General features: G+C 58.6%; 21 protein-coding genes. 7 read left to right on the top strand and 14 right to left on the bottom strand.

Going from position 1 to position 23,615, the window contains the following annotated elements:
* Positions 1–4 precede the first annotated feature (4 nt).
* The 7 genes from BLT55_RS01400 to BLT55_RS01365 all read right to left on the bottom strand — a co-directional run bounded on the left by BLT55_RS01400 (position 5) and on the right by BLT55_RS01365 (position 7,039).
* On the bottom strand, positions 5–1,024 hold the full coding sequence (locus BLT55_RS01400) for a branched-chain amino acid aminotransferase (RefSeq protein WP_054999615.1): 1,020 nt from the start codon (positions 1,022–1,024) through the stop codon (positions 5–7).
* Between the two features lie 218 nt (positions 1,025–1,242).
* Complete coding sequence (gene cyoE, locus BLT55_RS01395) at positions 1,243–2,130, bottom strand: heme o synthase (protein ID WP_007248415.1); 888 nt, start codon at positions 2,128–2,130, stop codon at positions 1,243–1,245.
* 10 nt (positions 2,131–2,140) lie between these two features.
* Entirely contained in the window at positions 2,141–2,473 is a 333-nt protein-coding gene (gene cyoD / locus BLT55_RS01390) for a cytochrome o ubiquinol oxidase subunit IV (RefSeq protein WP_003375849.1), read from the bottom strand.
* On the bottom strand, positions 2,473–3,105 hold the full coding sequence (locus BLT55_RS01385; RefSeq protein WP_024675373.1) for a cytochrome o ubiquinol oxidase subunit III: 633 nt from the start codon (positions 3,103–3,105) through the stop codon (positions 2,473–2,475). The genes cyoD and BLT55_RS01385 overlap by 1 nt, the downstream gene beginning before the upstream one ends.
* A gap of 2 nt (positions 3,106–3,107) precedes the next feature.
* Positions 3,108–5,120 carry a cytochrome o ubiquinol oxidase subunit I gene (gene cyoB, locus BLT55_RS01380; RefSeq protein WP_054999616.1) on the bottom strand — a complete coding sequence of 671 codons (2,013 nt, stop codon included), beginning with the start codon at positions 5,118–5,120 and terminating at the stop codon, positions 3,108–3,110.
* Between the two features lie 3 nt (positions 5,121–5,123).
* Positions 5,124–6,065 carry a ubiquinol oxidase subunit II gene (gene cyoA / locus BLT55_RS01375; RefSeq protein WP_007248412.1) on the bottom strand — a complete coding sequence of 314 codons (942 nt, stop codon included), beginning with the start codon at positions 6,063–6,065 and terminating at the stop codon, positions 5,124–5,126.
* Positions 6,066–6,529: 464 nt separating this feature from the next.
* Positions 6,530–7,039 carry a disulfide bond formation protein B gene (locus tag BLT55_RS01365; protein WP_007248411.1) on the bottom strand — a complete coding sequence of 170 codons (510 nt, stop codon included), beginning with the start codon at positions 7,037–7,039 and terminating at the stop codon, positions 6,530–6,532.
* Positions 7,040–7,649: 610 nt separating this feature from the next.
* On the opposite strand from BLT55_RS01365, the gene BLT55_RS01360 reads away from it, so the two are divergent.
* From BLT55_RS01360 to BLT55_RS01350, 3 genes are all read left to right on the top strand, one after another.
* Positions 7,650–8,546 carry a chemotaxis protein gene (locus BLT55_RS01360; protein WP_054999617.1) on the top strand — a complete coding sequence of 299 codons (897 nt, stop codon included), beginning with the start codon at positions 7,650–7,652 and terminating at the stop codon, positions 8,544–8,546.
* A 110-nt stretch (positions 8,547–8,656) separates the two neighbouring features.
* A complete protein-coding gene (locus BLT55_RS01355) occupies positions 8,657–9,118 on the top strand; it encodes a GNAT family N-acetyltransferase (RefSeq protein ID WP_054999630.1) in 462 nt (153 codons plus the stop codon).
* 135 nt (positions 9,119–9,253) lie between these two features.
* Positions 9,254–10,006, top strand: a complete 753-nt coding sequence (locus tag BLT55_RS01350) for a YkgJ family cysteine cluster protein (RefSeq protein ID WP_054999618.1) — start codon at positions 9,254–9,256, stop codon at positions 10,004–10,006.
* A gap of 18 nt (positions 10,007–10,024) precedes the next feature.
* On the opposite strand, the gene BLT55_RS01345 is transcribed toward BLT55_RS01350, so the two are convergent.
* The 7 genes from BLT55_RS01345 to BLT55_RS01315 form a co-directional block, all read right to left on the bottom strand.
* Positions 10,025–10,249 (bottom strand): hypothetical protein, encoded by a 225-nt coding sequence (locus BLT55_RS01345; RefSeq protein WP_007248407.1) that lies wholly within the window; start codon positions 10,247–10,249, stop codon positions 10,025–10,027.
* A gap of 93 nt (positions 10,250–10,342) precedes the next feature.
* Positions 10,343–11,341 carry a fimbrial protein gene (locus BLT55_RS01340; RefSeq protein WP_054999619.1) on the bottom strand — a complete coding sequence of 333 codons (999 nt, stop codon included), beginning with the start codon at positions 11,339–11,341 and terminating at the stop codon, positions 10,343–10,345.
* A gap of 1 nt (position 11,342) precedes the next feature.
* Positions 11,343–12,125, bottom strand: coding sequence for a fimbrial biogenesis chaperone (locus tag BLT55_RS01335; protein ID WP_054999620.1), 783 nt, complete (start codon positions 12,123–12,125; stop codon positions 11,343–11,345).
* Positions 12,122–14,671 (bottom strand): fimbria/pilus outer membrane usher protein, encoded by a 2,550-nt coding sequence (locus tag BLT55_RS01330; protein ID WP_074799863.1) that lies wholly within the window; start codon positions 14,669–14,671, stop codon positions 12,122–12,124. The genes BLT55_RS01335 and BLT55_RS01330 overlap by 4 nt, the downstream gene beginning before the upstream one ends.
* A gap of 228 nt (positions 14,672–14,899) precedes the next feature.
* A complete protein-coding gene (locus BLT55_RS01325; RefSeq protein ID WP_054999621.1) occupies positions 14,900–15,649 on the bottom strand; it encodes a fimbrial biogenesis chaperone in 750 nt (249 codons plus the stop codon).
* A gap of 65 nt (positions 15,650–15,714) precedes the next feature.
* Positions 15,715–16,293 (bottom strand): fimbrial protein, encoded by a 579-nt coding sequence (locus BLT55_RS01320; RefSeq protein WP_054999622.1) that lies wholly within the window; start codon positions 16,291–16,293, stop codon positions 15,715–15,717.
* A 367-nt stretch (positions 16,294–16,660) separates the two neighbouring features.
* Positions 16,661–16,996 carry a hypothetical protein gene (locus tag BLT55_RS01315; protein ID WP_235810159.1) on the bottom strand — a complete coding sequence of 112 codons (336 nt, stop codon included), beginning with the start codon at positions 16,994–16,996 and terminating at the stop codon, positions 16,661–16,663.
* 289 nt (positions 16,997–17,285) lie between these two features.
* Here BLT55_RS01315 and BLT55_RS01310 point away from each other — a divergent pair, with 289 nt between their 5' ends.
* Genes BLT55_RS01310 through BLT55_RS01295 form a run of 4 tightly spaced genes read left to right on the top strand, consistent with a single transcriptional unit; the run spans position 17,286 to position 23,598 of the window.
* Complete coding sequence (locus BLT55_RS01310; protein ID WP_054999623.1) at positions 17,286–18,452, top strand: efflux RND transporter periplasmic adaptor subunit; 1,167 nt, start codon at positions 17,286–17,288, stop codon at positions 18,450–18,452.
* Positions 18,449–21,556, top strand: a complete 3,108-nt coding sequence (locus BLT55_RS01305; RefSeq protein WP_054999624.1) for a multidrug efflux RND transporter permease subunit — start codon at positions 18,449–18,451, stop codon at positions 21,554–21,556. The genes BLT55_RS01310 and BLT55_RS01305 overlap by 4 nt, the downstream gene beginning before the upstream one ends.
* 10 nt (positions 21,557–21,566) lie before the next feature.
* Positions 21,567–22,244, top strand: a complete 678-nt coding sequence (locus tag BLT55_RS01300) for a heavy metal response regulator transcription factor (RefSeq protein WP_007248398.1) — start codon at positions 21,567–21,569, stop codon at positions 22,242–22,244.
* Entirely contained in the window at positions 22,234–23,598 is a 1,365-nt protein-coding gene (locus BLT55_RS01295) for a heavy metal sensor histidine kinase (RefSeq protein ID WP_074799859.1), read from the top strand. Before BLT55_RS01300 ends, BLT55_RS01295 begins: the two co-directional genes overlap by 11 nt.
* Positions 23,599–23,615: the final 17 nt, after the last annotated feature.

Raw genomic sequence — 23,615 nt, 5'->3', positions numbered from 1 at the left:
CCGGTCAGACCTTGACGATCCACCCGGCTGGCGGCTCGATATCACCGGCCTGGACACCGGTCAGTTCCTTGTACAGGCGCTGAGTCACCGGGCCGACTTCGGTCTGGCTGTAGAACACATGCAGGTTATCCTTGTAGGAAATCCCGCCAATCGGAGTAATCACGGCCGCAGTGCCGCAAGCGCCCGCTTCCTTGAATGTGTCGAGCTGGTCGATGAACACGTCGCCCTCTTCGACCGTCAGGCCCAGACGGGATTTTGCCAGCTCGATCAACGACAGACGGGTGATGCCCGGCAGCACGGAGGGCGACTTGGGCGTCAGGAACACATCGTCATGGGTGATGGCAAAGAAGTTGGCTGAACCCACTTCCTCGATCTTCGAATGGGTTTGCGGATCAAGGTAGATGCAATCCGCGAAGCTGTGTTTCTTGGCCTCGGAACCCGGCATCAGGCTGGCAGCGTAGTTGCCACCGACCTTGGCGGCGCCCGTGCCATTTGGTGCAGCACGGTCATAACCGGAAATCACGAAGTTGTTCGGCTTCAGGCCGCCTTTGAAATAGGCACCGACCGGAATGCAGAAGATCGAGAAGATAAACTCGGGCGCGGTCCGCACACCGATATTATCGCCGACACCGATCACGAACGGACGCAGGTAAAGCGCACCGCCGGAGCCATACGGCGGGATGAAGCGTTCATTGGCCTTGACGACCTGCTTGCAGGCCTCGATGAACACGTCAGTGGGCACATGCGGCATCAACAGGCGAGAACAGCTGCGCTGCATGCGCAGGGCATTCTGATCAGGACGGAACAGGTTGATCGAGCCATCTTTGCAGCGATAGGCTTTCAGGCCCTCGAAGCACTGCTGACCGTAATGCAACGCGGTAGACCCCTCGCTGATGTGCAGCGTGTTGTCTTCGGTCAGCGAACCCTGATCCCAGGCACCGTCGCGCCAGTGAGAGAGGTAACGCTTGTCGGTCTTGATGTAGTCGAAACCCAGAGTGTCCCAGTTGATGCTTTCTTGACTCATAACGCCCTCTATCATTTTAGCGACTGCCTGGACGAGTCAGGCCAATGCCTTATTCTGCCAGATCATTCGGGGCCTGAGGCTTGAAATAATTGCAAACTGACATGGCGTTTCTGAAGCAGGCCTACCGGCAGACTTCTGTCCACGCCTCGTTGCCAGCGCAGTAATAAAAAACCCCGTTCCTTGCGGAACGGGGTTGGGGTGTTTCAACTCAGGTGCGGTCAGAACGCGTAGGTTACCAGCAGCTCTTTGGTCACCTGAAAGTCCACCGACATCATCACGCTCAATGCGGTGATGGTGAAGATGGAGAACACGAACAGCTTGCGAGCCCAGACCGTATCGTCAACGGCCTTGTAGCCTTTCCAGGCCATGTACAGCCAGTACATGCCCATGCCCGCCGCGACAGCGAGATAATTCAGGCCCGCGTAACCGCCTACCGTCAACATCAGGGTCGCCACGAGGAAGGCCAGGATGTAGAGCAGGATGTGGCGTTTGGTAACCAGAATGCCGCGCTTGACCGGCAGAACCGGGATCTTCGCCGCACTGTAGTCGTTGAAACGGAAAATCGCGATGGCATACGAATGCGGCATCTGCCACAGGCTGAACATCACCAGCAGCGTCAGGGCCGCAAAATCGAAGCTGTTGCTCACTGCGCAGTAGCCAATGACCGGAGGCATGGCCCCCGACAGACTACCAACCAGCGTGCCGTGAACGGATCTGCGTTTCAGGTACAGGCTGTAGAAGCCGACGTAGATAACGAACCCGATCACTGCAAACAATGCCGCCAGTGGATTGGCCTCGGTGTACAGCAAGGCAACGCCTGCAACACCCAGAATGGTTGCGTAGAACAGGGCCAGCCTCAACGAGACAAGGCCCTGCACCAGAACCCGGTTACGGGTCCTTTCCATTCGCTGATCGATATCACGATCGATGCAGTTATTGAACACACAACCCGACGCAACGACCAGGGAAGTACCGATGATTGCGGCCAGAAACACGCCGAAGTCGATATTCCCCTTGGAAGCCAGAAAAAAGCCACCTGCCACCGAAAGCACGTTACCGAAAATGATCCCCGGCTTGGTGATTTGGATAAAGTGCTTCAGTGACATCTGGTATTCCTCAATGCGCCATCATTTCGCGGTGGACGCTGAAAATGATCCACAGCGACAGGCCGACCAGCAGAACGATAACCATCGTGGTAAAGGCGAAGGCCATCACGTTGTTGCGCTGCACGCTCGTGAAGTCCAGGTGCAGGAAGTAATGCAAGTGCACCAGGATCTGGATGATCGCGAAGACCAGAACGATCGCAATCGTCATGTCTTTCGGCAGCATGGGCGACATCACCAAGGCAAACGGAATGGCGGTCAGAATGACCGACAGTACGAAGCCGATGATGTACGACTTGACGGAGCCGTGACTATTGTCTTCAGCGGAGTGATGCGAATTTGACATTACAAAGCTCCCATCAGATAGACAACGGTGAACACGCCGATCCAGACAACGTCCAGGAAGTGCCAGAACAGGCTCAGGCAGCTCAGGCGCGTCTTGTTAGTGTTGGTAAGGCCCTTTTTCTGAACCTGGAACATCATGATCGCCATCCAGATCAGGCCGCTTGTCACGTGGACGCCGTGCAGGCCGACCAGTGCAAAGAACGCCGACAGGAAGCCGCTGCGGCTAGGGCCGAAGCCCTCTTCGATCAGGTGATGGAACTCATAGATTTCCATGCCGATAAAGGCAGCACCGCACAGGAAGGTCAGTGCCAGCCAGCCCAGTACCTGGCTTTTCTTGCCCTTGTACAGCGCCAGCATGGCAAAGCCGTAAGTGATACTACTGACCAACAGGAACGCGGTTTCCACGGCCACGAATGGCAGCAGGAAAATGTCCTGGCCCGACGGGCCGCCCGCGACACTGTTGACCATCACGGCGTACACCGCGAAGAACGAGGCGAACAGCACGCAGTCGGTCATCAGGTACAGCCAGAAGCCGTAAACCGTCATGCCACCGCTGTCGTGGTGATCGTCATGCCCGTGATCATGGTCGTGACCGTGATCGTGGGCTCCGGAGTTGATAGCAATATTCGACATGTTTAAACCTGTTCCAGCGAGGACTTGACAGGAGTGTATGCACCGTTGGCCGCCAGGACCTTGTGATGCTCACCTTCAATACGCGCTACTTCTTCAGCCGGCACCATGTAGCCCTGATCATCACGCACAGCGTGAGCGACGAAGACCGCGATGGTTGCCACCAGGCTTGCGCCAACCAGCCACCAGATGTGCCAGATGAATGCGAAGCCGAACACCGTCAACAGCAGGCCCATGTACAAGCCGGTAGGCGTGTTGTTAGGCATGTGGATCGACGTGTAGCGAGCAGGAACCTGATAAGCGGTGCCCGCACGTTTTGCGTCGGTGAACGGGTCTACGTCGTCAGCCTTTGGCAGCTCGGCAAAGTTGTAGAACGGTGGTGGCGAAGAAGTGGACCATTCCAGGGTATGGCCATTCCATGGGTCACCGGTCAGATCGCGGTTGCTGTCGCGGTCACGGATACTGACGAACAACTGGATCAGCTGCGAAGCGATACCCATGGCAATCAGCACGGCACCGAACAGCGCGACGTTCAGGTAGATGTTCCACTCCGGCATGTCGGTTGCGTTCAGGCGACGGGTCATGCCCAGGAAGCCCAGCGCGTAAAGCGGCATGAATGCGACGAAGAAACCGACGATCCAGAACCAGAACGCTGCCTTGCCCCACTTCTCGTTCAGGGTGAAACCGAACGCTTTAGGGAACCAGAACGCGAAGCCGGCGATGTAACCGAATACCGCACCGCCGATGATGACGTTGTGGAAGTGAGCGATTACGAACAGGCTGTTGTGCAGTACGAAGTCGGCACCCGGGATCGCCAACAGAACGCCGGTCATGCCGCCGATCGAGAAGGTGACCATGAAGCCGAGAGTCCAGAGCACTGGCGCGGTGAAGCGCAGACGGCCCTGATACATGGTGAACAGCCAGTTGAACAGCTTCACACCCGTCGGGATCGCAATAAGCATCGTCGCCAGACCGAAGAAGGCGTTGACGTTGGCACCCGCACCCATGGTGAAGAAGTGGTGCAGCCAGACCATGAAGCCCAGGATACAGATCGCTCCGGAAGCGAAGATCATCGACTTGTGGCCGAACAGACGCTTGCCGGAGAACGTCGAGATGACTTCCGAGAACACACCGAAGGCCGGCAGGATCAGGATGTACACCTCAGGGTGACCCCACGCCCAGAACAGGTTCACGTACATCATGGGGTTACCGCCCATTTCGTTCGTGAAAATGTGGAAGTCCATGTAGCGGTCAAGGGTCAGCAGCGCCAAGGTAGCGGTCAGGATCGGGAACGAAGCCACGATCAGGATGTTTGCCCAGGTGCAGGTCCAGGTGAAGATCGGCATGTCCATCAGCTTCATGCCAGGGGTACGCATTTTCAGCACGGTCACGAGGAAGTTGACCCCCGTCAGCGTCGTACCTAACCCGGATAGCTGTAGCGCCCAGATGTAGTAGTCGACCCCCACGCCAGGACTGTATTGCAGCCCGGAAAGAGGCGGATACGCGACCCAGCCGGTTTTGGCGAACTCGCCGACACCCAGAGACAGGTTGATCAGCAGCATGCCTGCGACCAGCAGCCAGAAGCTCAGGGAGTTCAGGAACGGGAACGCCACGTCGCGAGCGCCGATCTGCAGAGGCAGAACGATGTTCATCAGACCCGTGAAGAACGGCATCGCCATGAAGATGATCATGATCACACCGTGCGCGGTGAAGATCTGGTCATAGTGCTCAGGCGGAAGGAACCCTTCGGAACCGTTCTGGGCCATTGCCAGTTGGGTACGCATCATGATGGCGTCGGCAAAGCCGCGCAGCAGCATGACCATGGCAACGATGATGTACATCACACCGATTTTCTTGTGGTCGACAGAGGTCAGCCACTCAGACCACAAGTACGTCCACTTGCGGAAATAGGTGATCAACCCGACAATCGCAATACCGCCGAGCGCGATCATGGCAAGTGTCACCATGACTATCGGCTCGTGGAACGGTACCGCTTCCAGACTTAATTTGCCAAACATCGTTTACTCCTCTGCCCCAGCAGCTGAATTTTTGCCTTTTTCCGCATCGGCGTTACCGGCCACTTCCTTCTCACCAGCGACGTGCTTCTTGCCTGGATTCATACCTTCATACTTGTCGATGACGATCTGGAACAGGTTCGGAGTGACCGAGGAAAAGAGTTCGACAGGGTTACGTTCGCTCGGCTTGATCAGTTCGGCATACTCGTCTTTGCCAAGCTTTTTAGGCGAGCTCTTCACTTCGCTGACCCAGGCGTCGAAATCAGCCTGACTGGTAGCGATAGCCTTGAACTTCATACCGGTAAAGCCCGCGCCGCTGTAGTTGGCCGAAATACCGTTGAATTCGTGATTCTCGTTGGCAATCAGGTGCAACTTGGTGTGCATGCCTGCCATCGCGTAGATCTGACCACCCAGACCCGGGATGAAGAACGAGTTCATCACACTGTCCGACGTGACCTGGAAATTGATCGGTGTCTTGGCCGGGAAAACGATTTTGTTGACCGTGGCGATGCCGTAGTCCGGGTAGATGAATACCCACTTCCAGTCGACCGAGATCGCCTGAATGGTGACCGGCTTGACGTCGGATTCCAGCGGACGGTAAGGGTCCAGCTCGTGAGTCGAGACGTAGGTGATGTAGCCCAGAAAGACCAGCAGCAGCATGGGTACGCCCCAGACTGCGATCTCGATCTTGGTGGAGTGCGACCAGTCCGGAGTGTACTTGGCAGCCTTGTTCGAAGCGCGATATTTCCAGGCGAAGATCAGGGTCATCAGAATGACCGGGATCACCACAATCAGCATCAGCAATGTAGCAATGATGATCAGGTTACGCTGCTCGATACCCACCTGCCCTTTCGGATCGAGCAGAGGTACGCCATCGCATCCACTGAGCAAAAGCATACAGAAAAGGGCCAAGAAGCCAAAAAACCTGGGGTACCTTTTTTTACTCATTTCACGACCTCTAAAAGCAGCTTGCGCGGTGCAGTTGGGTTTCGACCGCCAACACTTCGCCCTGCCAGTGCCGGCTAATTTTTTTGAATTGAACAAGGGCCTGCCAGTACGCGTTTCGGCATATCGACAAATCCGGGTTTAGCGATGGATTCTTGTTTTTTGAGTTGCTGGAACTGCCCAGAGTTCAGGACAGACGCTTTCAGCGCGGCCATTATACGCCCTCGGAGGCAAGCGTTGCGCTGCCTGTTCAGAGTGCACAGGGGACGCTCCTAGCCTCAAAATTCTGATCGTTCAGCCAGGCTGGACGACAAGTGCTGGGGATTGTAGATATGTAAATTTTTAATGACTATGCCTAATTTTGTAACAGTTAATCTCTTAGACTGCAACAATCGCTCTCGAAAGACGTGATCCAGTCGAAAAAAAGCCCCGTAATCACGAGGCATTTTTTTCAAAAGCCCCTGTTTTTAGTAAGGTTTGCGGCGATTGCGAATGATGCACGCCGGAACCAGTACTGCCGTCAGGACGAATGCCACCAATGCCCATTGGGCGAGTGACAATCCAAGAACTGGCGGATATGGCGTTGTGCAGAATCCGCTGACCTGAAAGCCCATAGGAAACAGTGTAGCCAATGGCAGACCGTCGACAATGGGTTGCAAGGTATCGATACCGCAGCTGGCGGACGGATTGGCCAGGATCCAGACATGACGCCCTGCAGCCACGATACCACCCAGTGCGCTCAGGGTAACCAACGCCTCGAATGCCGTGATGCTGCGGCGTCCCGGCATTGCAGCGCCAAGGAACGCGAAGATGGCGATGAACAGCAAGGCATATCGCTGCAGGATGCACAGCGGACAAGGTGCCTCGCCCAGCACGATCTGCATGTACAAGGCGCCGCCGATCAGGGACAGACAGATTATCCCCAGCAGAACCAGAAAGCGCTTTTCGCGTCTTAGGTACAACGTGTTGTCACTCATTTACAGGCCTTATCGAAATGGTCGGGTGATTTACCGGCGTTACACGGCGGGCTCAAAGGGCTCAGGCCGCGGCGTCTGGCCTGCGTCGCTCAGCGTGCGGCATGATCATCTGCCCGCCTCGGCAACTCAAGCGCCCGACAGCCATACGGGCACATTTGGCAGCCGGATGGTCCTGCGTTCCACAAGACCACCTCGCAAAAATGCCGGATCAGAATCCTTCTATATATAGAAGGCTGCGTCAATTTGCCGCAGCGCTTCCTTTATATATAGCTGCGGCATTTTGACCCAGCCTGCACATTGGTCAATATCCGGCCTCAAACAGATCCGTAACACCTGCACCACCTGCGACGATTGGCCGCACCCCTTTTATCGCACGCAGAACCATTTGACCGTAAAGAAATCACAATGCCATCATCCTGATCTGTCTTGGCAATGCATGTGAGCGACCGGTGATGCATCGACCGACTGCCGCCCCTGCATTCGAGCCGTGTGCAACGCGCATAACGTCACGTTAAAAATCCTCAAGCCTGTCCGCCGCAGGTCGATACCCTGTCATCGAAAGCTGTTTGCCGCCTACAGGCGACGAAACACCTAAAGCCAGAAGGTTAATATGTCCAAGAACGTCCGAGCAGATTCTCTCTCGCTGCTCCTCTTCACGTTGCGCAGCGGCAAGCTGATGGCGATCAACCTGTTGAAGGTCAGCGAGATTATTCCCTGCCCTCCCCTCACCCATTTGCCGGAGTCGCACCCGCACGTGAAAGGGATCGCCACACTGCGCGGTTCATCGCTGTCGGTCATCGACCTCAGCCGCGCCATTGGCGAGCGTCCACTGGCCGACCCCGATGGTGGCTGCCTGATCGTCACCGACGTCAGTCGCTCCAAGCAGGGCCTGCACGTTCAGGCGGTCAGCAAGATTGTGCACTGCCTGACCACAGACATTCGTCCACCGCCCTACGGCTCCAGCAGCAAGTCGTTCATCACCGGGGTGACCCAGGTCGATGGCGTACTGGTGCAGGTGCTGGATATCGAGAAAGTGATTCACGGCATTGCCCCGGCGAGGATTACCGTGCAATCGACAGAGCTGGCCAAGGAAGACGCGGAGGTGCTGAGCAAGGCTCGCATTCTGGTAGTCGACGACAGCCAGGTCGCGCTTCAGCAGTCGATCATCACCCTGCGTAACCTGGGCATCGAATGCCATACGGCTCGCAGCGCCAAGGAAGCCATCGATGTACTGCTGGATTTGCAGGGCACGGCGAGACAGATCAACGTGGTGGTTTCAGACATCGAGATGTCCGAGATGGACGGCTACGCGCTGACCCGGACGCTTCGCGACACGCCTGACTTCCAGGACTTGTATATCCTGCTGCATACTTCGCTCGACAGCGCGATGAACAGTGAGAAGTCCCAGATCGCCGGGGCCGACGCCGTGCTGACCAAGTTCTCGTCACCCGAGCTGACCAAATGCCTGATCGAGGCCGCACGCACCGTCGTCTCCAAAGGGCTTTAACGACCGACGTTTCAACGACAGAGGTCTTGACCCTACGGACGCTGCTGCCAGCGTCCGTACCCGCGTCACAGCCGAAACCCACCGACGCATCGGCCGAACATTACTGGCTGATGCGCCGCAATCTTGGCGACTCGCTGCCGCGGACTCGCTGGCCAACTGATGTCGTGGTTACCCCCCTCACCCTTGACCGGGCCGCTGAAACTCACCACTTGCTGACGTCAGGTTATCTGGGTGGCGCAGGCAACGTCCCGGATTATCCGACTTGGCTGTCCGCGTTCGAACGGGATGCCGAATGCGACCTGTCGCTGTGCTTCCTGGCCCTGCGCGACGGTGCAGTCATCGGTGTTATCACTGGCTGGACCAGCGCATTCATCAAAGACCTGGTGGTGCATCCCGATGCCCGCAACCGTGGAGTCGGCTTCGCCCTGCTGCATCATCTGTTCGCCCACCTGACCCGCCGCCACGAAGCAGTCGCTGATTTATACGTCATGGAAAACAACCTGGCGGCGCGACGTCTTTACGAAAAATCAGGCATGTCCTACGTAAAACGCATCGCTATTCCTGCATCCTGAAGCGGTCGCTGCGGGCGGTATAGCCACCTTTCGCGCCCCAGCGGTGGCGCAGTACTTGCTTCATATCCGTTACAAGCCGGGCAAACGACCAAATATTGTCGTCCGTCGCGCATTTCTGATCGGGTCATCGACACAATGAATATCCAGTTTACCTGCGTAGGTTGCGGCGGTTGCTGTACCGATCACCACGTTCCTCTCACCGTGGTCGAAGCCAGACAATGGGCAGCAGACGGCGGCAAAGTGATCGTCCTGACCGAGGCGTTTCTGAGTAATGGCTTCGGTGTGCCTGCTGAACAACTGACCCACGCTACTCGACGCTCGACCGAAGTAAGCAGCGGCAGTACCACGGCTTATGTGGCGATCACCTTCGCGGCCTACAACGTCGGACGCTGCCGGAATCTTGGCGAGCAGAATCTCTGCCGCATCTACGAGCGTCGGCCGCTGGTGTGCCGCATCTATCCGATGGAGATCAATCCGCACATCCCGCTACGCCCGGAAAACAAAGGCTGCCCGCCGGAATCATGGGAACAGGGTCCGGACCTGATTGTCAGCGACCGGCTGGTCGATACCCAGCTGAAGGCCCTCATAGAGCAGTCGCGGCAGGCCGACCGCGACGAGATCGTGGTCAAACAGCTGATTTGTCAGAAACTGGGCATTCGCACCACGGCGCTCAAGGGCAACGGCTTTGTGGCTTATCTGCCGGACATGAACGCGTTCGCGGCGGCCATCGAGCAGCTGACCAGCGAGGCTGACGTGTCGTTCGAAAACGCCGGCTGGGGATTTCATGTCGCCGGGCAACTGGCGTTGAGCACCTTGCAAGACGAAGGTGCCGAAGTGACCGACCGCCAGCCGGAGTCCTACCTGTTCATTCCACTGCAGGCCGCCTGAACGAACAAAAGCGTGCTGTCAGCGCTTGCCCATCGACCTGCGGGTGCCCGCCGGTGCAACGCCGGGCGTCTTGTGATGGCCGTGTTTGTTGGCTTTCTGATACCAGGCCTGATCTTTCCTGGCCTGAGCGAACTCCGCAGGCTTGAACGGAAAGCTGAACGGCGCGACAGCCCCCTGCTTGTCGGAATCGGCTGCAGCGTCGGTTGCGGCGTCTTGAACAGGAGATTGTTCAGGCGTGGTCATGGTGTCACCAGAAAGTCGAAATGGCCGGGCGAGCGCCCGCGGTCGCGCAGCATACCTCAATCACCGGGCAACTGCTCAAGCCTCCTGTCGCCGTCATTTGTAGAACAGATCGATCATGATCTCGGCTTCGAACGGTCCCGGCTTCGGCGGCGCCTTGGTCCAGACCAGCTCGGCATTGAAGTCAGCCCGCGCCTCCAGTGTTTCCCCTAGCAGCTCGGCCAGATGGAACGGCTGGTTGTACGGCAACGCTTTGCGGTTGACCGCACTGGTAATGCGAATGCCGACCGAGTCGTTGTTCGAAGGAACCAGCAGCTCTTCAGACACACGGCCGGTCACCGGCCGGAACCGGGCATCGATGCTGAACGGCGAATCACAGCTGCGACTGGTCGACAGCGAAAATGGCTGCGTCGCAAACGGTTCGCCGTCGCCCACCGGCTGCATGCCCACCTCGCCGAAATCCACCGTCTCAGGGCTCACGTACAATTGCGCATCGCAGGCGACAAAACGCAGCCCGCTCAGGTTATTGATGACATAACTCAGGCTACGCCCCGGCAGCCGGTCTGGCCCTGTCGAACCGCCCAGCTGGAAGAACCGGTAATCCGCCAGCTGGCTTGCCACGCCAGAAGGCGGCGTAGCGCCAGACTTCTGGATGAGCACGGAAAATCCGAGGTTAAAGCGTACCTTCGGGCACTGGTCGAGACTGGCTTCCTCCTCGCGACAGACCGGTAAGAAATGCCCGGTGCCGACTCGCCCGTTGCTTTGCAGATGATCGCTGGCATCGAGCGTCAATCCGGCACGAATGCCCTGGCCGATCACTTGGTTGTCCGGGTTCGGATAGAGGAACACCTCTTCTTCGCCCGGCTGCAGGCTATCCCTGGCGCACTCCACTTGAATGTTCAGCGGTTCGGAACGCCAGACCACTTCCCCGTCAGCCAGTGACGCGGGGATCGCGACGGTGCTGTTCAGGCTATCGTGGACCTCGGTTGCCCCCGAGTTCTGAACGGTGTAGACCAGCGCAAAGCCTGAGGTCGGGGACAGCATCAGCGTTAACAAGACAGATCGCAGCCAGCGACTGGCCGAAGGGGGGTTCATATCAGCATTCTTCCTGAAAAGAGGTGTTCTCCAACAGGCGGGCCATAACGCCCCCCTGCCCGTTCATACGCGCGCAATAGGCGCGCCGTCCGCCGTAATCGGTCAGCGCGTTGTACAGAAGTCGATGTTGCATAAACGATGAAATCCGACCGGGTAATGTCAGCTCCACTTGGCCGCCCGGTGCCAATAGCACGTAGCGTTCGAGCGGCACGCCATCCAGGCGCACCGCCTCCAGCGAGGCGTAATAAGGCGTGGGGTTGTTGATTTTCAGTACCCCAGCCTTCGACGCGGCCTGGAACACCTGCCACTGCAACTGGCTGGCCGTTTCAGCCGGGTCACCAGCGAGCCCTTGCGGCCGATAGAACACATTGATGCGTTGGCGCACCGCGATATTCAATTGACGATGACTCTCTTCACGGCGAGGCACTTCCAGCACATACAGGTGCATCAATGATTCACGGTCCTGCGGCATGCCCGAGCCGTGATACAAAATCCGCAGCGCCTGACGGCCATCCACCGCAAGACGTGACAAGGGTGGCGTCACTACAAACGGTAGCGATCTGCGTTGATCAGGCGGCGTATCATCGCCATCGCGCGTATCACTGAGCCAGGTCTGGAGCAGCGTTTCGGTCTTGCCCGCGTTACGCACCTCGATGCTGACCTCGCGATACTGGCCATCAAAGATCAGCCGTGTGCCGGTCAGCGCAAAGGCGCCCTCAACGCTCACACTGACGGTCAAGGGCAGCAATAACAGCGTCAGGCGCCAGCCAGTCACAACACTCATTGGCATGTCACCCGCATACGCTCGTAAGCTCGGGCCGGGTCTCTGGGCGGCAGCGAGTACGCGGCCAGACACTGCTTGCCGGCCCAGCGCACGCGTAAATGGCCGCGGTCGCGCTCGCTGAGCACCAGCGCCTGGCTGGTCGGATCAACCACCGCCAGTGCCCTGCCCTGTTCATCTTCGACGCTGGCCCCCAGCGGCAACCGGCTGCCGTCGCTCAGCACCAGCTCGAACTGCACGCGCCTGCCCACCGACGCTTTGAAACGGACCACCGGCACAGCGCCACGACGCGGTACGACTTGCGTGATGGCGCTGCCGAGATCGACATCCGCACCCAGTTGCCGGGTATCCAAGCTGACCCAATTGATGCGATAGGCCTGCACGTAGGGCAAAACCGCATAGCCGTTGCCAGTGGTCTCGACATTGCTGAAGGACCTTAACCGGGCACCTTTGACCTCCGGGACCTGAACCAGAGCGAAGGTTTCACCCAGCGTCTGACCCAGATTCACGCCTCCGGCATGCGCCACCAGCGAGCCGGACGCAGCCAGGCTGAAGGCGTCGTAATCCTGGCCCTGACTGAAACCGGCCTCGAAGCGACCGAACCCGGTGGTGGTGTTGATCTTGCCTGCCCCGAAGCTTCCCGAACTGCTGTCGTGCCCCGCCTGCATGGAATAAAAGGTGTTGCGCTCGCCCAATACCTGGCCGTTGAGCCCGATCTGTGCGTTGTATTGACCCGTGCTGTCGCGTACCGCATTGAACGACAGCCGCGAAGAGGCAGCACTTGCGCCCAGCGGCAAGGTCACGCTCAAGGCAAGCCGATTATCGGTACTCGCTTCGCCGCTGCGCCCGAAATCCTCGTTGCGCTCGATGGACAGGCTGTAATTCAACGTGTGCCAGGCCGCATTCCACGCCAGGTAAAGCTGCCGGGTCTTGCCCGGCAGGTTCCAGTAACGCTGCTCGGAAGCGGTCAGGCTCAGCGAGGCCGCGTGGACCGGCACTATCTGCGTGACACTGAGTTCAAGCCTGTCGCGAGCGCGGCCGGTGCTGCGCGAAAGAGTTTGCGGACGGGTCTCACTGACGTGCTGGTCAAGGGTTCGATAGTCCTCGGACGAATACCGATAACCGGCCAGTGCCAACGTGGTATTGGTCACGTCCAGCGTGTTGGCGTAACGCACGCGCAGGCTCTGCCCGCTGCGCGATGCCTGCTGATCAGGACGGCTGACGGAGCGAGTGATATCCACCGACACCGCGCCCACCCCGGTGTTGACCCCGGCGCCTGCGTTCGCGGCCTGATAGCCCTCGGCGAGTTGCAGGCCACCGAAAGCCGTCACGATTTCGGAGAGCCCATAGATCAGCGCGACGCTGCCGAAACCCGGCGCTGCCTGAAGATCGTCGTTGTTGTTGTCGACCTGCCCTGCCGCCAGGCTGTAACGAAATGATCCGGAGGGCACCATGATCGGCGGCGACGCGTAGGCCTGAGTGAATGAGCGCACGCGTCCGTCTGCTTCGATGACCGTCACGGACAGGTCACCATTGGAGCCGCTGGGGTAGATATCCGTGATTTCAAAAGGCCCGGGCGACACGCTGCCGCTGTACAGCAGAAAGCCGTTCTGACGAACCTCCACCGTGGCGTTGGTTTCGGCGATCCCGCGAATCACCGGCGCATACGTACGCTCGCTGTCAGACAGCATGCCATCGTCAGATACCAGCGTAGCGCCTTGAAAACGGACGCTGTCGAACACCTGCGCATCGGTGAAGGTCTCACCAATCGTCAATTGACTCTTGAGCAGCGTGATGTCGCGCTGCGCGAACGTGCGGTTGCTGCGATAACACCAGGGCTGGTCATTGCCTTGGACCAGTGAGGATTCGTTACGCAAGCGCCAGGCCCCGATATTCAGGCCATTACGCAGGCCGAGGTAATACTGGTCGGTTTCCAGCCCCTTGTTGCGCCGCTTGCTGCCATTGAAGTTGTAATTGATGAAGCCCGCCGTTTCTCCCTGGTCCCACAACTCGGGAGCAACATAGCCCCGGTTCCCACGCGCCATCACCGCCTGCGGAATGCTGATGCTGAGTCGCAGTGCGGCGGGCTGATAATCGACTCGGGCAAACTCGACCTGCGCTGGCAGATCGAAACAGGCCTCATCGGGTTCGGCCTGCACAGGCAATCGCGTGATGTCCAGACCAAAGCCTTTCAGCATGTCCAGCGACAGACAGGGTTCGATCAGACCCGACAGCGGTTTTTTTGAAAACGTGACATCGCGCCTGCCGCTCAGGGTGCGATTGACGTAGATATCCACCCGGTAAGTGCAAGGCAACACACTGTTGCTGCGCATGAATTCCTGAAGATCAGGCGGCTGGTCACTGCCTTGAATGAACGCGGTGTTGAATCTGACCGGTACGCTGCCATCGGCAGCGCCTGACTGAGCGGCCAATGCGCTGAGCGAACAGGTCAACGTCAGCGCAAAACCGATGCACAGCGAATAGCGTCGTGGACAGGGGAACACGCGCTGCGCAACGAAACCCCTGTTGTATTTTTTATGCCATTCCATTAGGGAGGCGCTGATTTATTCGATTTTTCGTCCCTGCAACGCTCTGGAGGCCTTGATTTATCTGGGGGCAACAGCTGGGTTTTAGAATAAATCAGCGTCTCCTTAGCTGACTTCACTCTACTTCGACTCGCGCAGCGCAGTCCTTTACACACACGCAGAACCAGCGGGACGACACGTGATCGAGCCCGAATGTTTAATATTGAACGTGGACACTGATTGTTCAGTTAATCAAGGCACTTTCTTACTGGCGTAACCGGCTTGTTTATCGGTCAGTGTTGCCTGATAACGCACTTGTCCGCCGTAATCGTTGATACTGACAAAGCTCAGGGTCAGTGGCGCGGCACTGGCCTTGTTGATTAACGGAACACGCAGACTTTGCTTCGGCGCGAGCATCTGGCTTTCGACACTGGCCAGCTCCACGTTATGCTGACGTATAGAAATTCTGAGCATGGACACGTGATAAGGTCCGGGATTATTCACCTGTAAACTGTCGTGACCTTGTAATTGCCACTGCAACTTCTCAGGCGCCTGAAGGGAATCTCCCGTTAAACCGTCCGGCCGGAAAAACACTTTGATGCGCTGCCGTATTGCGATTTGCAAGGTGTTTTCTGCGGCGGTCTGCGGTATCTCCTGAACATTGAGCCAGAGTACCGATTCACGGTCATCGGGCATGCCGGTGCCGGAATGAATAATGCGCAGCAACTGCCTGCCGCCCCCGGCCATCCGGGCCAGTGAGGGCGTGACAATGAATGGCAGGTTCTTTGTGGCTTCATCAGGGCTGGCAGCGCCAGCCGGTGGTTCAAGCCAGGACTGCAAAAGAATTTCCCGAGCACCACTGTTGTGGACACCCAGGCTGGCTTCCTTCTCGCTGCCCTGATAAATGACCCGGGTGGTGTTCAACACAATGCCCGCTTGAGCACTGGCCGCGCAGGACAGCACGGCAATTAACGCTGCGTAGCGAAAAAAGTCAGGAAACATACTGGCAATCGCCTTGAATTCGATAGATGACAGGACGAGCCATAAGCCCGCCCTGTCCGGTCCTGTTACTCGTAATCCATCACGAACGGCAGGAAGCCGTCGGCATTACCCGGGTTGGCGGGCGTGCCGTTAAGCACGTACACCGCACCAAAGTTGATTTCCGCCGGCGCACCACCGGTGCCCTCTTTGACAAGTGCCGTATCGATCGTCTCGCCCGCGCTGAGATCCATCAGCGCGTTCGAGGCATCCAGCAAACCGATGCCTACGCCGTCGGCAGCACCGGTGGTGCGCAGAAGCTTGGCATCGTTATTGTCCAGGCCACTGCCGTTACGGGCAACAAGGCGCATCTTGACCGTATTGTATTGTTCCGCGCCTGCGCTGCAGTTGACCAGCAACTGAATAGGCGTTGCCGTTTCAAAACGACTTTCGCTGGCAATGCCGATGTCGGAGAAGGAGACGTTCCCCAGATCCACATTGATTTCGCCCGGATTGGTGCCTGCGCTGACGCCCGAGCCCGGACCTACATCGCAAGAGATATTGGTCAACGTACCGTTAAAAACCAATTTACCGTTGTTCGCGGCCGTGGCCGTACTGACCATGCCCATTGCGCCCAGAACTGCCAATGTAAGAGCCATCTTTTTCATGCCAACTACCTTCCCTGTTATTTCGTGTGTGCCCACTATCGGACGACCAGCACTATAGAACCATCGCTGTTCGAGCGCTGTCAGGCCAGTAACTTTGCAACCGCCGATAACACGACATGACGCGCAGGATGGGTCTGTAGGAATAACCATGATCAGCAGGCAGACGACGACAGGAAGGCCTGTCACGTGATAACCCAGCGCAAAGATCAGACAAATGTCCGGCTTCGATGCCATTTATTAAATACGTGACAAGGGCTACACCGGTGGCGAGTCCGGAAAAAGTGTAGGACAATCGACTGCCACGTTATAACACGCGACAGTTGTCGAGAAAAAACCATACAGATGAAGTATTACTGATAACTCAGGGTCACCAACGCCGCACTGGCCTGGTTCGGCTCGTGGCGAATGGAACGGCTTGATTGCCACAGACATTATGTTCGGTACTCACCTGCATCGCGATCCCTGGAGCCACTTCAAGCACGCGAAAGCCGGCATCTGCGGCAAGACCATTGAGGCCGATGACGGTGCAACTGCTATTGACGATACTGCCGTGCAGAGTAAACCCGCCGTCTCTGGCCAGGGCAACTTGCGGAGCAATCAACAAAGGCATCAACAAAGGCATTGACACTGCTGCAACCCTCAATACTTTCTGAAGGAACAGAAGGTTCAACATTCGTTTCCCGCTCGATGATCCGTATTTCATGGCATTCTCCACTCATGAATTCAATAATTGAACCGGCGTGTCGACAGAACGTGCCGTCAGAAGCCGATGAAGGGAGATGTAGGACTTACCCTAGGACTCGATAAACATCTGTACAAAGTTGCCCTTCAACCTAAATATCGTCCGATACTGACTTTTCTTGACCGAGTGTCATAGTCAGCCAAGGCTTTCTGACAAAACTGACAGCTGAAAGTCATTCTGCTGACCGGGTTTGCAGGCTATAAAGAAGCGGTAACACATAAGCCCAACACGAATCCGGCGTTCCCCTCACATGCGCAAACAGACCCTGACCATCACCGCTGTCGTTCTGCTGGCAGCCTGCGCTGCGTTTGCCGTTTGGACCCTGACGCGTCCGGCTACGATACCCAGACATGCCTCGACGGCGGTGCCGGTCAAAGTGATCACCGTCAGCGTCGGGGATGTGCCGCGGTTCGTGACCGGAATCGGTTCTGTACTGTCGCTGCAAAGCGTTGTCATTCGCCCGCAGGTGGACGGCGTGCTGACCCGCGTGCTGGTCAGGGAAGGGCAACAAGTCAAAGCCGGAGAACTGCTGGCGACGCTCGATGACCGCTCGATCCGCGCCTCGCTCGAACAGGCCAAGGCTCAGCTTGCACAGAGCAAGGCGCAGCTCGACGTCGCGCAACCGGACCTCAAGCGCTACCGCCAGCTCACCGAAGACAACGGCATTTCGCGGCAGACCTTCGATCAGCAACAGGCACTGGTCAAGCAACTGGGGGCCACGGCGCAAGGTAATGAAGCCATTATCAACTCGGCTCAGGTGCAGCTTTCCTACACGCAGATTCGCTCACCGGTGACCGGACGAGTCGGTATCCGCAACGTCGATGAAGGCAATTTCCTGCGCGTCAGCGATGCTCAAGGGCTGTTTTCGGTGACGCAGATCGATCCGATCGCCGTGGAGTTTTCCCTGCCGCAGCAAATGCTGCCGACCTTGCAGGGCCTGATCGCCGAGCACACTGCGGCAGCGGTCAAGGCGTATCAGGGCGACGGTGCGGCCAACGGCTTGCTGCTGGGCGAAGGCACGTTGTCGTTGATCGACAACCAGGTGTCGGCGACCACCGGAACGATCCGCGCCAAGGCGCACTTCAAGAATCCCGGCGAGCAGCTGTGGCCAGGGCAACTGGTGAAGGTAAAAATCCAGACCGGCATCGAACGCAACGCGCTCAAGGTGCCGCCGCAGGTGGTACAGCGCGGCGTTGATCAGCACTTCGTCTACCGGGTGATGGCCGACAACAAAGTACAGGTGGTGCCGGTCAAGGTGCTTTATCAGGACAGCGAGCAAGCGCTGATCAGCGGACCTCAAGCGGGCGATGAGCTGGTCAGCGACGGACAGTCGCGGCTGCGGCCTGGCGCGACCATCGAAGTGGTCAGTGCGCCGACTGCGGATGTCGCGGCAGCAGATGCGGAGCGCGCGCAATGAGCAGCGGCCGGGGCTCGGTTTCCGCGTGGTGCATCGACCACCCGGTCGCCACGCTGTTGCTGACCTTCGCGATAGTGCTGCTGGGCGTCATCGCCTTTCCGCGCCTGCCGATTGCCCCGCTGCCGGAAGCGGAGTTCCCGACCATTCAGGTCACCGCGCAGCTCCCCGGTGCCAGCCCGGAAACCATGGCGTCGTCGGTGGCGACGCCGCTGGAAGTGCAATTCAGCGCGATACCCGGCATGACTCAGATGACCTCCAGCAGTGCGCTGGGCTCCACCAACCTGACCTTGCAGTTCACCCTCGACAAAAGCATCGACACCGCCGCTCAGGAAGTCCAGGCCGCTATCAATACCGCGTCCGGACGGCTGCCGGCCGACATGCCCAACCTACCGACCTGGCGCAAGGTCAACCCGGCGGACAGCCCGGTGCTGATTTTGAGTGTCAGCTCCAGCCTGATGCCCGGCACCGAGCTGAGCGATGTCACCGAAACCATTCTGGCGCGCCAGCTCAGCCAGATCGAAGGCGTGGGTCAGGTGTATATCACCGGCCAGCAACGTCCGGCGATCCGTGTGCAGGCCGCGCCGGAAAAACTGGCCGCACTGGGCCTGACCCTCGCAGACATCCGCCTGGCGGTGCAGCAGACCAGCCTGAACCTGGCCAAAGGCGCTTTATATGGCAAGGACAGCATTTCCACCCTGTCGTCCAACGACCAGTTATTCAAGCCGCAGGACTACGCGCAACTGATCGTTTCCTACAAGGACGGTGCCCCGGTTCAGCTCAAGGACGTGGCGCGAGTCGTCGCCGGTTCGGAAAACGCCTACGTCAAAGCGTGGTCCGGCGACCAGCAGGGCGTCAATATCGCGATCTTCCGTCAGCCTGGGGCCAATATCGTCGAAACGGTGGACCGCATTCAGCGTGAACTGCCGCGCTTGCAGGAAATGCTCCCGGCGGCGGTCGACGTTTCGGTGCTCAATGACCGCACGCGGACCATTCGGGCGTCGCTGCACGAAGTGGAAATGACCCTGCTGATCGCTGTGTTGCTGGTGGTCGCGGTGATGGCGCTGTTTCTGCGTCAACTGTCGGCCACGCTGATCGTCAGCGCAGTGCTTGGCGTTTCGCTGATTGCCAGCTTTGCGACGATGTACCTGTTCGGGTTCAGCCTGAACAACCTGACGCTGGTGGCCATCGTGGTCGCGGTCGGTTTCGTGGTCGACGACGCCATCGTCGTGGTCGAGAACATCCATCGCCATCTCGAAGCCGGTGAAGGCATGCGCGAAGCGGCGATCAAGGGCTCCAGAGAGATCGGCTTCACTGTGGTGTCGATCAGTTTTTCGCTGGTGGCGGCGTTCATTCCCTTGCTGTTCATGGGTGGCGTGGTCGGCCGCCTGTTCAAGGAATTCGCGCTCACCGCGACGGCGACCATTCTGATTTCGGTGGTGGTCTCACTCACGCTGGCACCGACACTGGCGGCTTTGTTCATGCGTGCGCCCAAACACCAGCAGCACCAGAAGCCGGGGTTCGGTGATCGCCTGCTGGCGTCTTACGAGCGCGGTTTGCGCAAGGCTCTGGCCCATCAGCGCCTGATGCTCGGCATCTTCGGCCTGACGCTGCTGCTTGCGGTGATGGGTTACATCCTCATTCCCAAGGGCTTCTTTCCGGTTCAAGACACCTCGTTCGCGCAAGGCACCACCGAGGCCGCTGCCGATATTTCCTACCCGGACATGGTCGAAAAGCACCTGCAACTGGCAAAAATCGTTGGCGCGGACCCGGCAGTGCTGGCGTTCTCGCATTCGGTGGGCGTATCCGGCAGCAACCAGACCATTGCCAACGGCCGCTTCTGGATCTCGCTCAAGCCGCGTGCCGAGCGCGATGTGTCAGTCAGCGAATTCATTGACCGGCTGCGCCCCAAACTGGCAAAAGTGCCCGGCATTGTGCTGTACCTGCGTGCCGGCCAGGACATCAACCTCAGCTCCGGCCCCAGCCGTGCCCAGTATCAGTACGTGCTGAAAAGCAATGACGGGGCGTTGCTCAACTCCTGGACCCAACGGTTGACCGAAAAACTGCGTGGCAACCCGGCTTTCCGTGACCTGTCCAACGATTTGCAACTGGGCGGCAGCGTCACGCACATCGACATCGACCGCAGCGCGGCCGCCCGCTTCGGCCTGACCACTGCTGACGTCGATCAGGCACTGTACGACGCATTTGGCCAGCGGCAGATCAGCGAATACCAGACCGAGGTCAACCAGTACAAGGTGATCCTCGAACTGGATGCCCAACAGCGCGGCAAGGCAGAGAGCCTGGCGTACTTTTACCTGCGCTCGCCGCTGACCAGTGAAATGGTGCCATTGTCGGCGCTGGCCAAGGTCAGTGCGCCGCGCATGGGCCCACTGTCGATCAGCCACGACGGCATGTTTCCGGCCGCGAACCTGTCGTTCAACCTCGCTTCCGGGGTTGCGCTCGGCGATGCAGTTGGCAAGCTCGATCAGGCCAAGAACGAGATCGGCATGTCGGCCGCAATCATCGGCAGCTTTCAAGGCGCAGCGCAGGCTTTCCAGAGTTCGCTGGCCAACCAACCGTGGCTGATCCTCGCGGCGCTGGTGGCGGTGTACATCATTCTGGGTGTTCTGTACGAAAGCTTCGTGCACCCGCTGACGATCATTTCCACCCTGCCCTCGGCGGGCATCGGGGCGCTGTTGCTGCTGTGGATGATGGGTCAGGACTTTTCGATCATGGCCCTGATCGGCGTGGTGCTGCTGATCGGTATCGTCAAGAAGAACGGCATTCTGCTGGTCGACTTCGCTTTGCAGGCACAGCGCGAGCAAGGCCTCACGCCACAGGAAGCGATTTACGAGGCCTGCACGACACGCTTTCGGCCGATCATGATGACCACCATCGCCGCCCTGCTCGGCGCGCTGCCGCTGATGCTCGGCTTCGGGGTCGGCTCCGAGCTGCGCCAACCGTTGGGTATCGCCGTGGTCGGCGGTCTGCTGGTGAGCCAGATGCTGACGCTGTTCACCACCCCGATCATCTACCTGCAACTGGAGCGGCTGTTTCATCGCCGTCAGCCAGCGCCCGCCAAGCCCGCGCTGGCTGCTTTAGAGTGAGAATCGCCTGATGCGCGTGCTGATTATCGAAGACGAAGAAAAAACCGCCGACTACCTGCGCCGTGGCCTGACCGAACAGGGCTATACCGTGGACGTGGCCCGCGACGGTATCGAAGGCCTGCACCTGGCGCTGGAAAACGAGCACGCGGTGATCATTCTCGACGTGATGCTGCCGGGCCTGGATGGTTTCGGTGTGCTGCGTGCATTGCGGGCGCGCAAGCAGACCCCGGTGATCATGCTGACCGCTCGGGAACAGGTCGACGACCGTATTCGCGGTCTGCGTGAAGGGGCAGATGACTACCTCGGCAAACCGTTCTCCTTTCTGGAACTGGTGGCCCGCCTGCAAGCGCTGACCCGGCGCAGCGGCGGCCACGAGCCGGTGCAAATCACCATTGCCGACCTGTGGATCGACCTGATCAGCCGCAAGGCCACCCGTGGTGGCGCACGCCTGGACCTGACCGCCAAGGAGTTTTCCCTGCTGAGCGTACTGGCCCGGCGTCAGGGTGACATCCTGTCCAAGACATCGATTGCCGAAATGGTCTGGGACATCAATTTCGACAGCGATGCAAATGTTGTCGAAGTGGCCATCAAACGCCTGCGCGCCAAGCTTGACGGGCCGCATGAACATAAACTGCTGCACACCATTCGCGGCATGGGTTATGTGCTGGAGAACCGCAGTGCGGGTTGACTCGATTGCGTTGCGCCTGAGCGGCATGTTCGCACTGGTTGCACTGACGGTTTTCCTGCTGATCGGCTGGGCGCTGTACCTGCAGGTCGACAAAAGCATGGACCTGCTGCCGCGTGCCGAAGTCGACGCGCGCTACAGCGTGCTGGAATCGGCGGTCGGGCGCTTCGGCAATCCGGAACACTGGGAAAAGACCAAGGCCAAACTGCGGCTGCTCAGCGAGGAAGACAAACGCTTGCGCTTCTGGGTGACCAGTGCCAGTCCTGAGTACGAATTTGGTAACCCGGACGCCGATATCCGTCGGTTTGCCCAAGGGCCACTGGGCATGCATGACCTCAAGCTGACGGACCACCCCTTCCCGTTCAAGGTGCTGGTCAGCGAATTTCCTGCCAAGGAGCAGCGTCCGGCGCTGCGTTTTCTGACCGCCATCGACACCGAGACGTTCTGGCATACCCAGCATTCGTTACTGGTGGCACTGATCGGCCTCGCTGCCGTCGGCATTCTGCTGGCATCGGCGCTCGGCTACTGGGTAGCACGCATTGGTCTGCGCCCGCTGGCAAGCCTGTCGCAGGAAGTCCAGAAACTGGCGCCGCCAAGGCTGTCCGGACGCTTGCAACTGTCGCCGCTGCCGCCCGAGCTGGAACAATTTGTCGCGTCCTTCAACTCGACGCTGGAGCGCGTCGAACTGGCCTACTCGCGACTGGAGTCATTCAACGCCGACGTGGCCCACGAACTGCGCTCGCCGCTGACCAACCTGATCGGTCAGACTCAGGTGGCCCTGACCCGAGGGCGTTCTGCCGAACATTATTTCGAAGTGCTGCAATCGAACCTTGAAGAACTGGAGCGACTACGTTCTATCGTTAACGACATGCTGTTTCTGGCCAGTGCCGATCAAGGCAGCAAAGTGCAGACACTGAACTGCGCATCGCTGGCGGAAGAGGTTGCGACGACGCTCGATTATCTGGACTTCATTCTTGAAGATGCCCAGGTTCAAGTACGGGTCGATGGCGATGCCTGCGTGCCAATTGAAAAGTCCCATCTGCGCCGCGCCCTGATCAATCTGCTGCACAACGCCGTGCAGCACACCGACGCCGGGCAGGAAATTCGGGTACATATAGAATCACAGGCCGGACATGTCAGCGTTGCGGTCAGCAATCCCGGTGTGCAGATAGCACAGGAGCATCTGCCCAGACTGTTCGAACGCTTTTATCGGGTCGACGCCTCGCGCGCCAACAGTGGCGCCAATCATGGGCTGGGCCTGGCGATTGTCAAAGCCATTGCCCTGATGCACGGTGGCACGGTGTTTGTAAAAAGTGCTCAGGGGAACAATACATTTGGTATTCAACTGCCTCGTTGATCGCAGCGCCGTCTGTT

The organism is Pseudomonas cannabina (assembly GCF_900100365.1).
GTDB lineage: Bacteria > Pseudomonadota > Gammaproteobacteria > Pseudomonadales > Pseudomonadaceae > Aquipseudomonas > Aquipseudomonas cannabina.
The sequence above is the reverse complement of the archived record's forward strand: the minus strand, read 5'-3'. Positions and strand labels throughout refer to the sequence as shown.

What these genes read in the sequence shown, in the direction of transcription:
- BLT55_RS01345 (WP_007248407.1), bottom strand. Translation starts at nt 10,249, where the DNA reads ATGACCACGCCTGAACAATCTCCTGTTCAAGACGCCGCAACCGACGCT.
- cyoE (WP_007248415.1), bottom strand. Translation starts at nt 2,130, where the DNA reads ATGTCACTGAAGCACTTTATCCAAATCACCAAGCCGGGGATCATTTTC.
- BLT55_RS01315 (WP_235810159.1), bottom strand. Translation starts at nt 16,996, where the DNA reads ATGAAATACGGATCATCGAGCGGGAAACGAATGTTGAACCTTCTGTTC.
- BLT55_RS01400 (WP_054999615.1), bottom strand. Translation starts at nt 1,024, where the DNA reads ATGAGTCAAGAAAGCATCAACTGGGACACTCTGGGTTTCGACTACATC.
- BLT55_RS01325 (WP_054999621.1), bottom strand. Translation starts at nt 15,649, where the DNA reads ATGTTTCCTGACTTTTTTCGCTACGCAGCGTTAATTGCCGTGCTGTCC.
- BLT55_RS01355 (WP_054999630.1), top strand. Translation starts at nt 8,657, where the DNA reads ATGCGCCGCAATCTTGGCGACTCGCTGCCGCGGACTCGCTGGCCAACT.
- BLT55_RS01385 (WP_024675373.1), bottom strand. Translation starts at nt 3,105, where the DNA reads ATGTCGAATATTGCTATCAACTCCGGAGCCCACGATCACGGTCACGAC.
- BLT55_RS01330 (WP_074799863.1), bottom strand. Translation starts at nt 14,671, where the DNA reads ATGGAATGGCATAAAAAATACAACAGGGGTTTCGTTGCGCAGCGCGTG.
- cyoA (WP_007248412.1), bottom strand. Translation starts at nt 6,065, where the DNA reads ATGAGTAAAAAAAGGTACCCCAGGTTTTTTGGCTTCTTGGCCCTTTTC.
- BLT55_RS01305 (WP_054999624.1), top strand. Translation starts at nt 18,449, where the DNA reads ATGAGCAGCGGCCGGGGCTCGGTTTCCGCGTGGTGCATCGACCACCCG.
- BLT55_RS01365 (WP_007248411.1), bottom strand. Translation starts at nt 7,039, where the DNA reads ATGAGTGACAACACGTTGTACCTAAGACGCGAAAAGCGCTTTCTGGTT.
- BLT55_RS01300 (WP_007248398.1), top strand. Translation starts at nt 21,567, where the DNA reads ATGCGCGTGCTGATTATCGAAGACGAAGAAAAAACCGCCGACTACCTG.
- BLT55_RS01320 (WP_054999622.1), bottom strand. Translation starts at nt 16,293, where the DNA reads ATGAAAAAGATGGCTCTTACATTGGCAGTTCTGGGCGCAATGGGCATG.
- BLT55_RS01335 (WP_054999620.1), bottom strand. Translation starts at nt 12,125, where the DNA reads ATGAGTGTTGTGACTGGCTGGCGCCTGACGCTGTTATTGCTGCCCTTG.
- BLT55_RS01350 (WP_054999618.1), top strand. Translation starts at nt 9,254, where the DNA reads ATGAATATCCAGTTTACCTGCGTAGGTTGCGGCGGTTGCTGTACCGAT.
- cyoB (WP_054999616.1), bottom strand. Translation starts at nt 5,120, where the DNA reads ATGTTTGGCAAATTAAGTCTGGAAGCGGTACCGTTCCACGAGCCGATA.
- cyoD (WP_003375849.1), bottom strand. Translation starts at nt 2,473, where the DNA reads ATGTCAAATTCGCATCACTCCGCTGAAGACAATAGTCACGGCTCCGTC.
- BLT55_RS01360 (WP_054999617.1), top strand. Translation starts at nt 7,650, where the DNA reads ATGTCCAAGAACGTCCGAGCAGATTCTCTCTCGCTGCTCCTCTTCACG.
- BLT55_RS01340 (WP_054999619.1), bottom strand. Translation starts at nt 11,341, where the DNA reads ATGAACCCCCCTTCGGCCAGTCGCTGGCTGCGATCTGTCTTGTTAACG.
- BLT55_RS01310 (WP_054999623.1), top strand. Translation starts at nt 17,286, where the DNA reads ATGCGCAAACAGACCCTGACCATCACCGCTGTCGTTCTGCTGGCAGCC.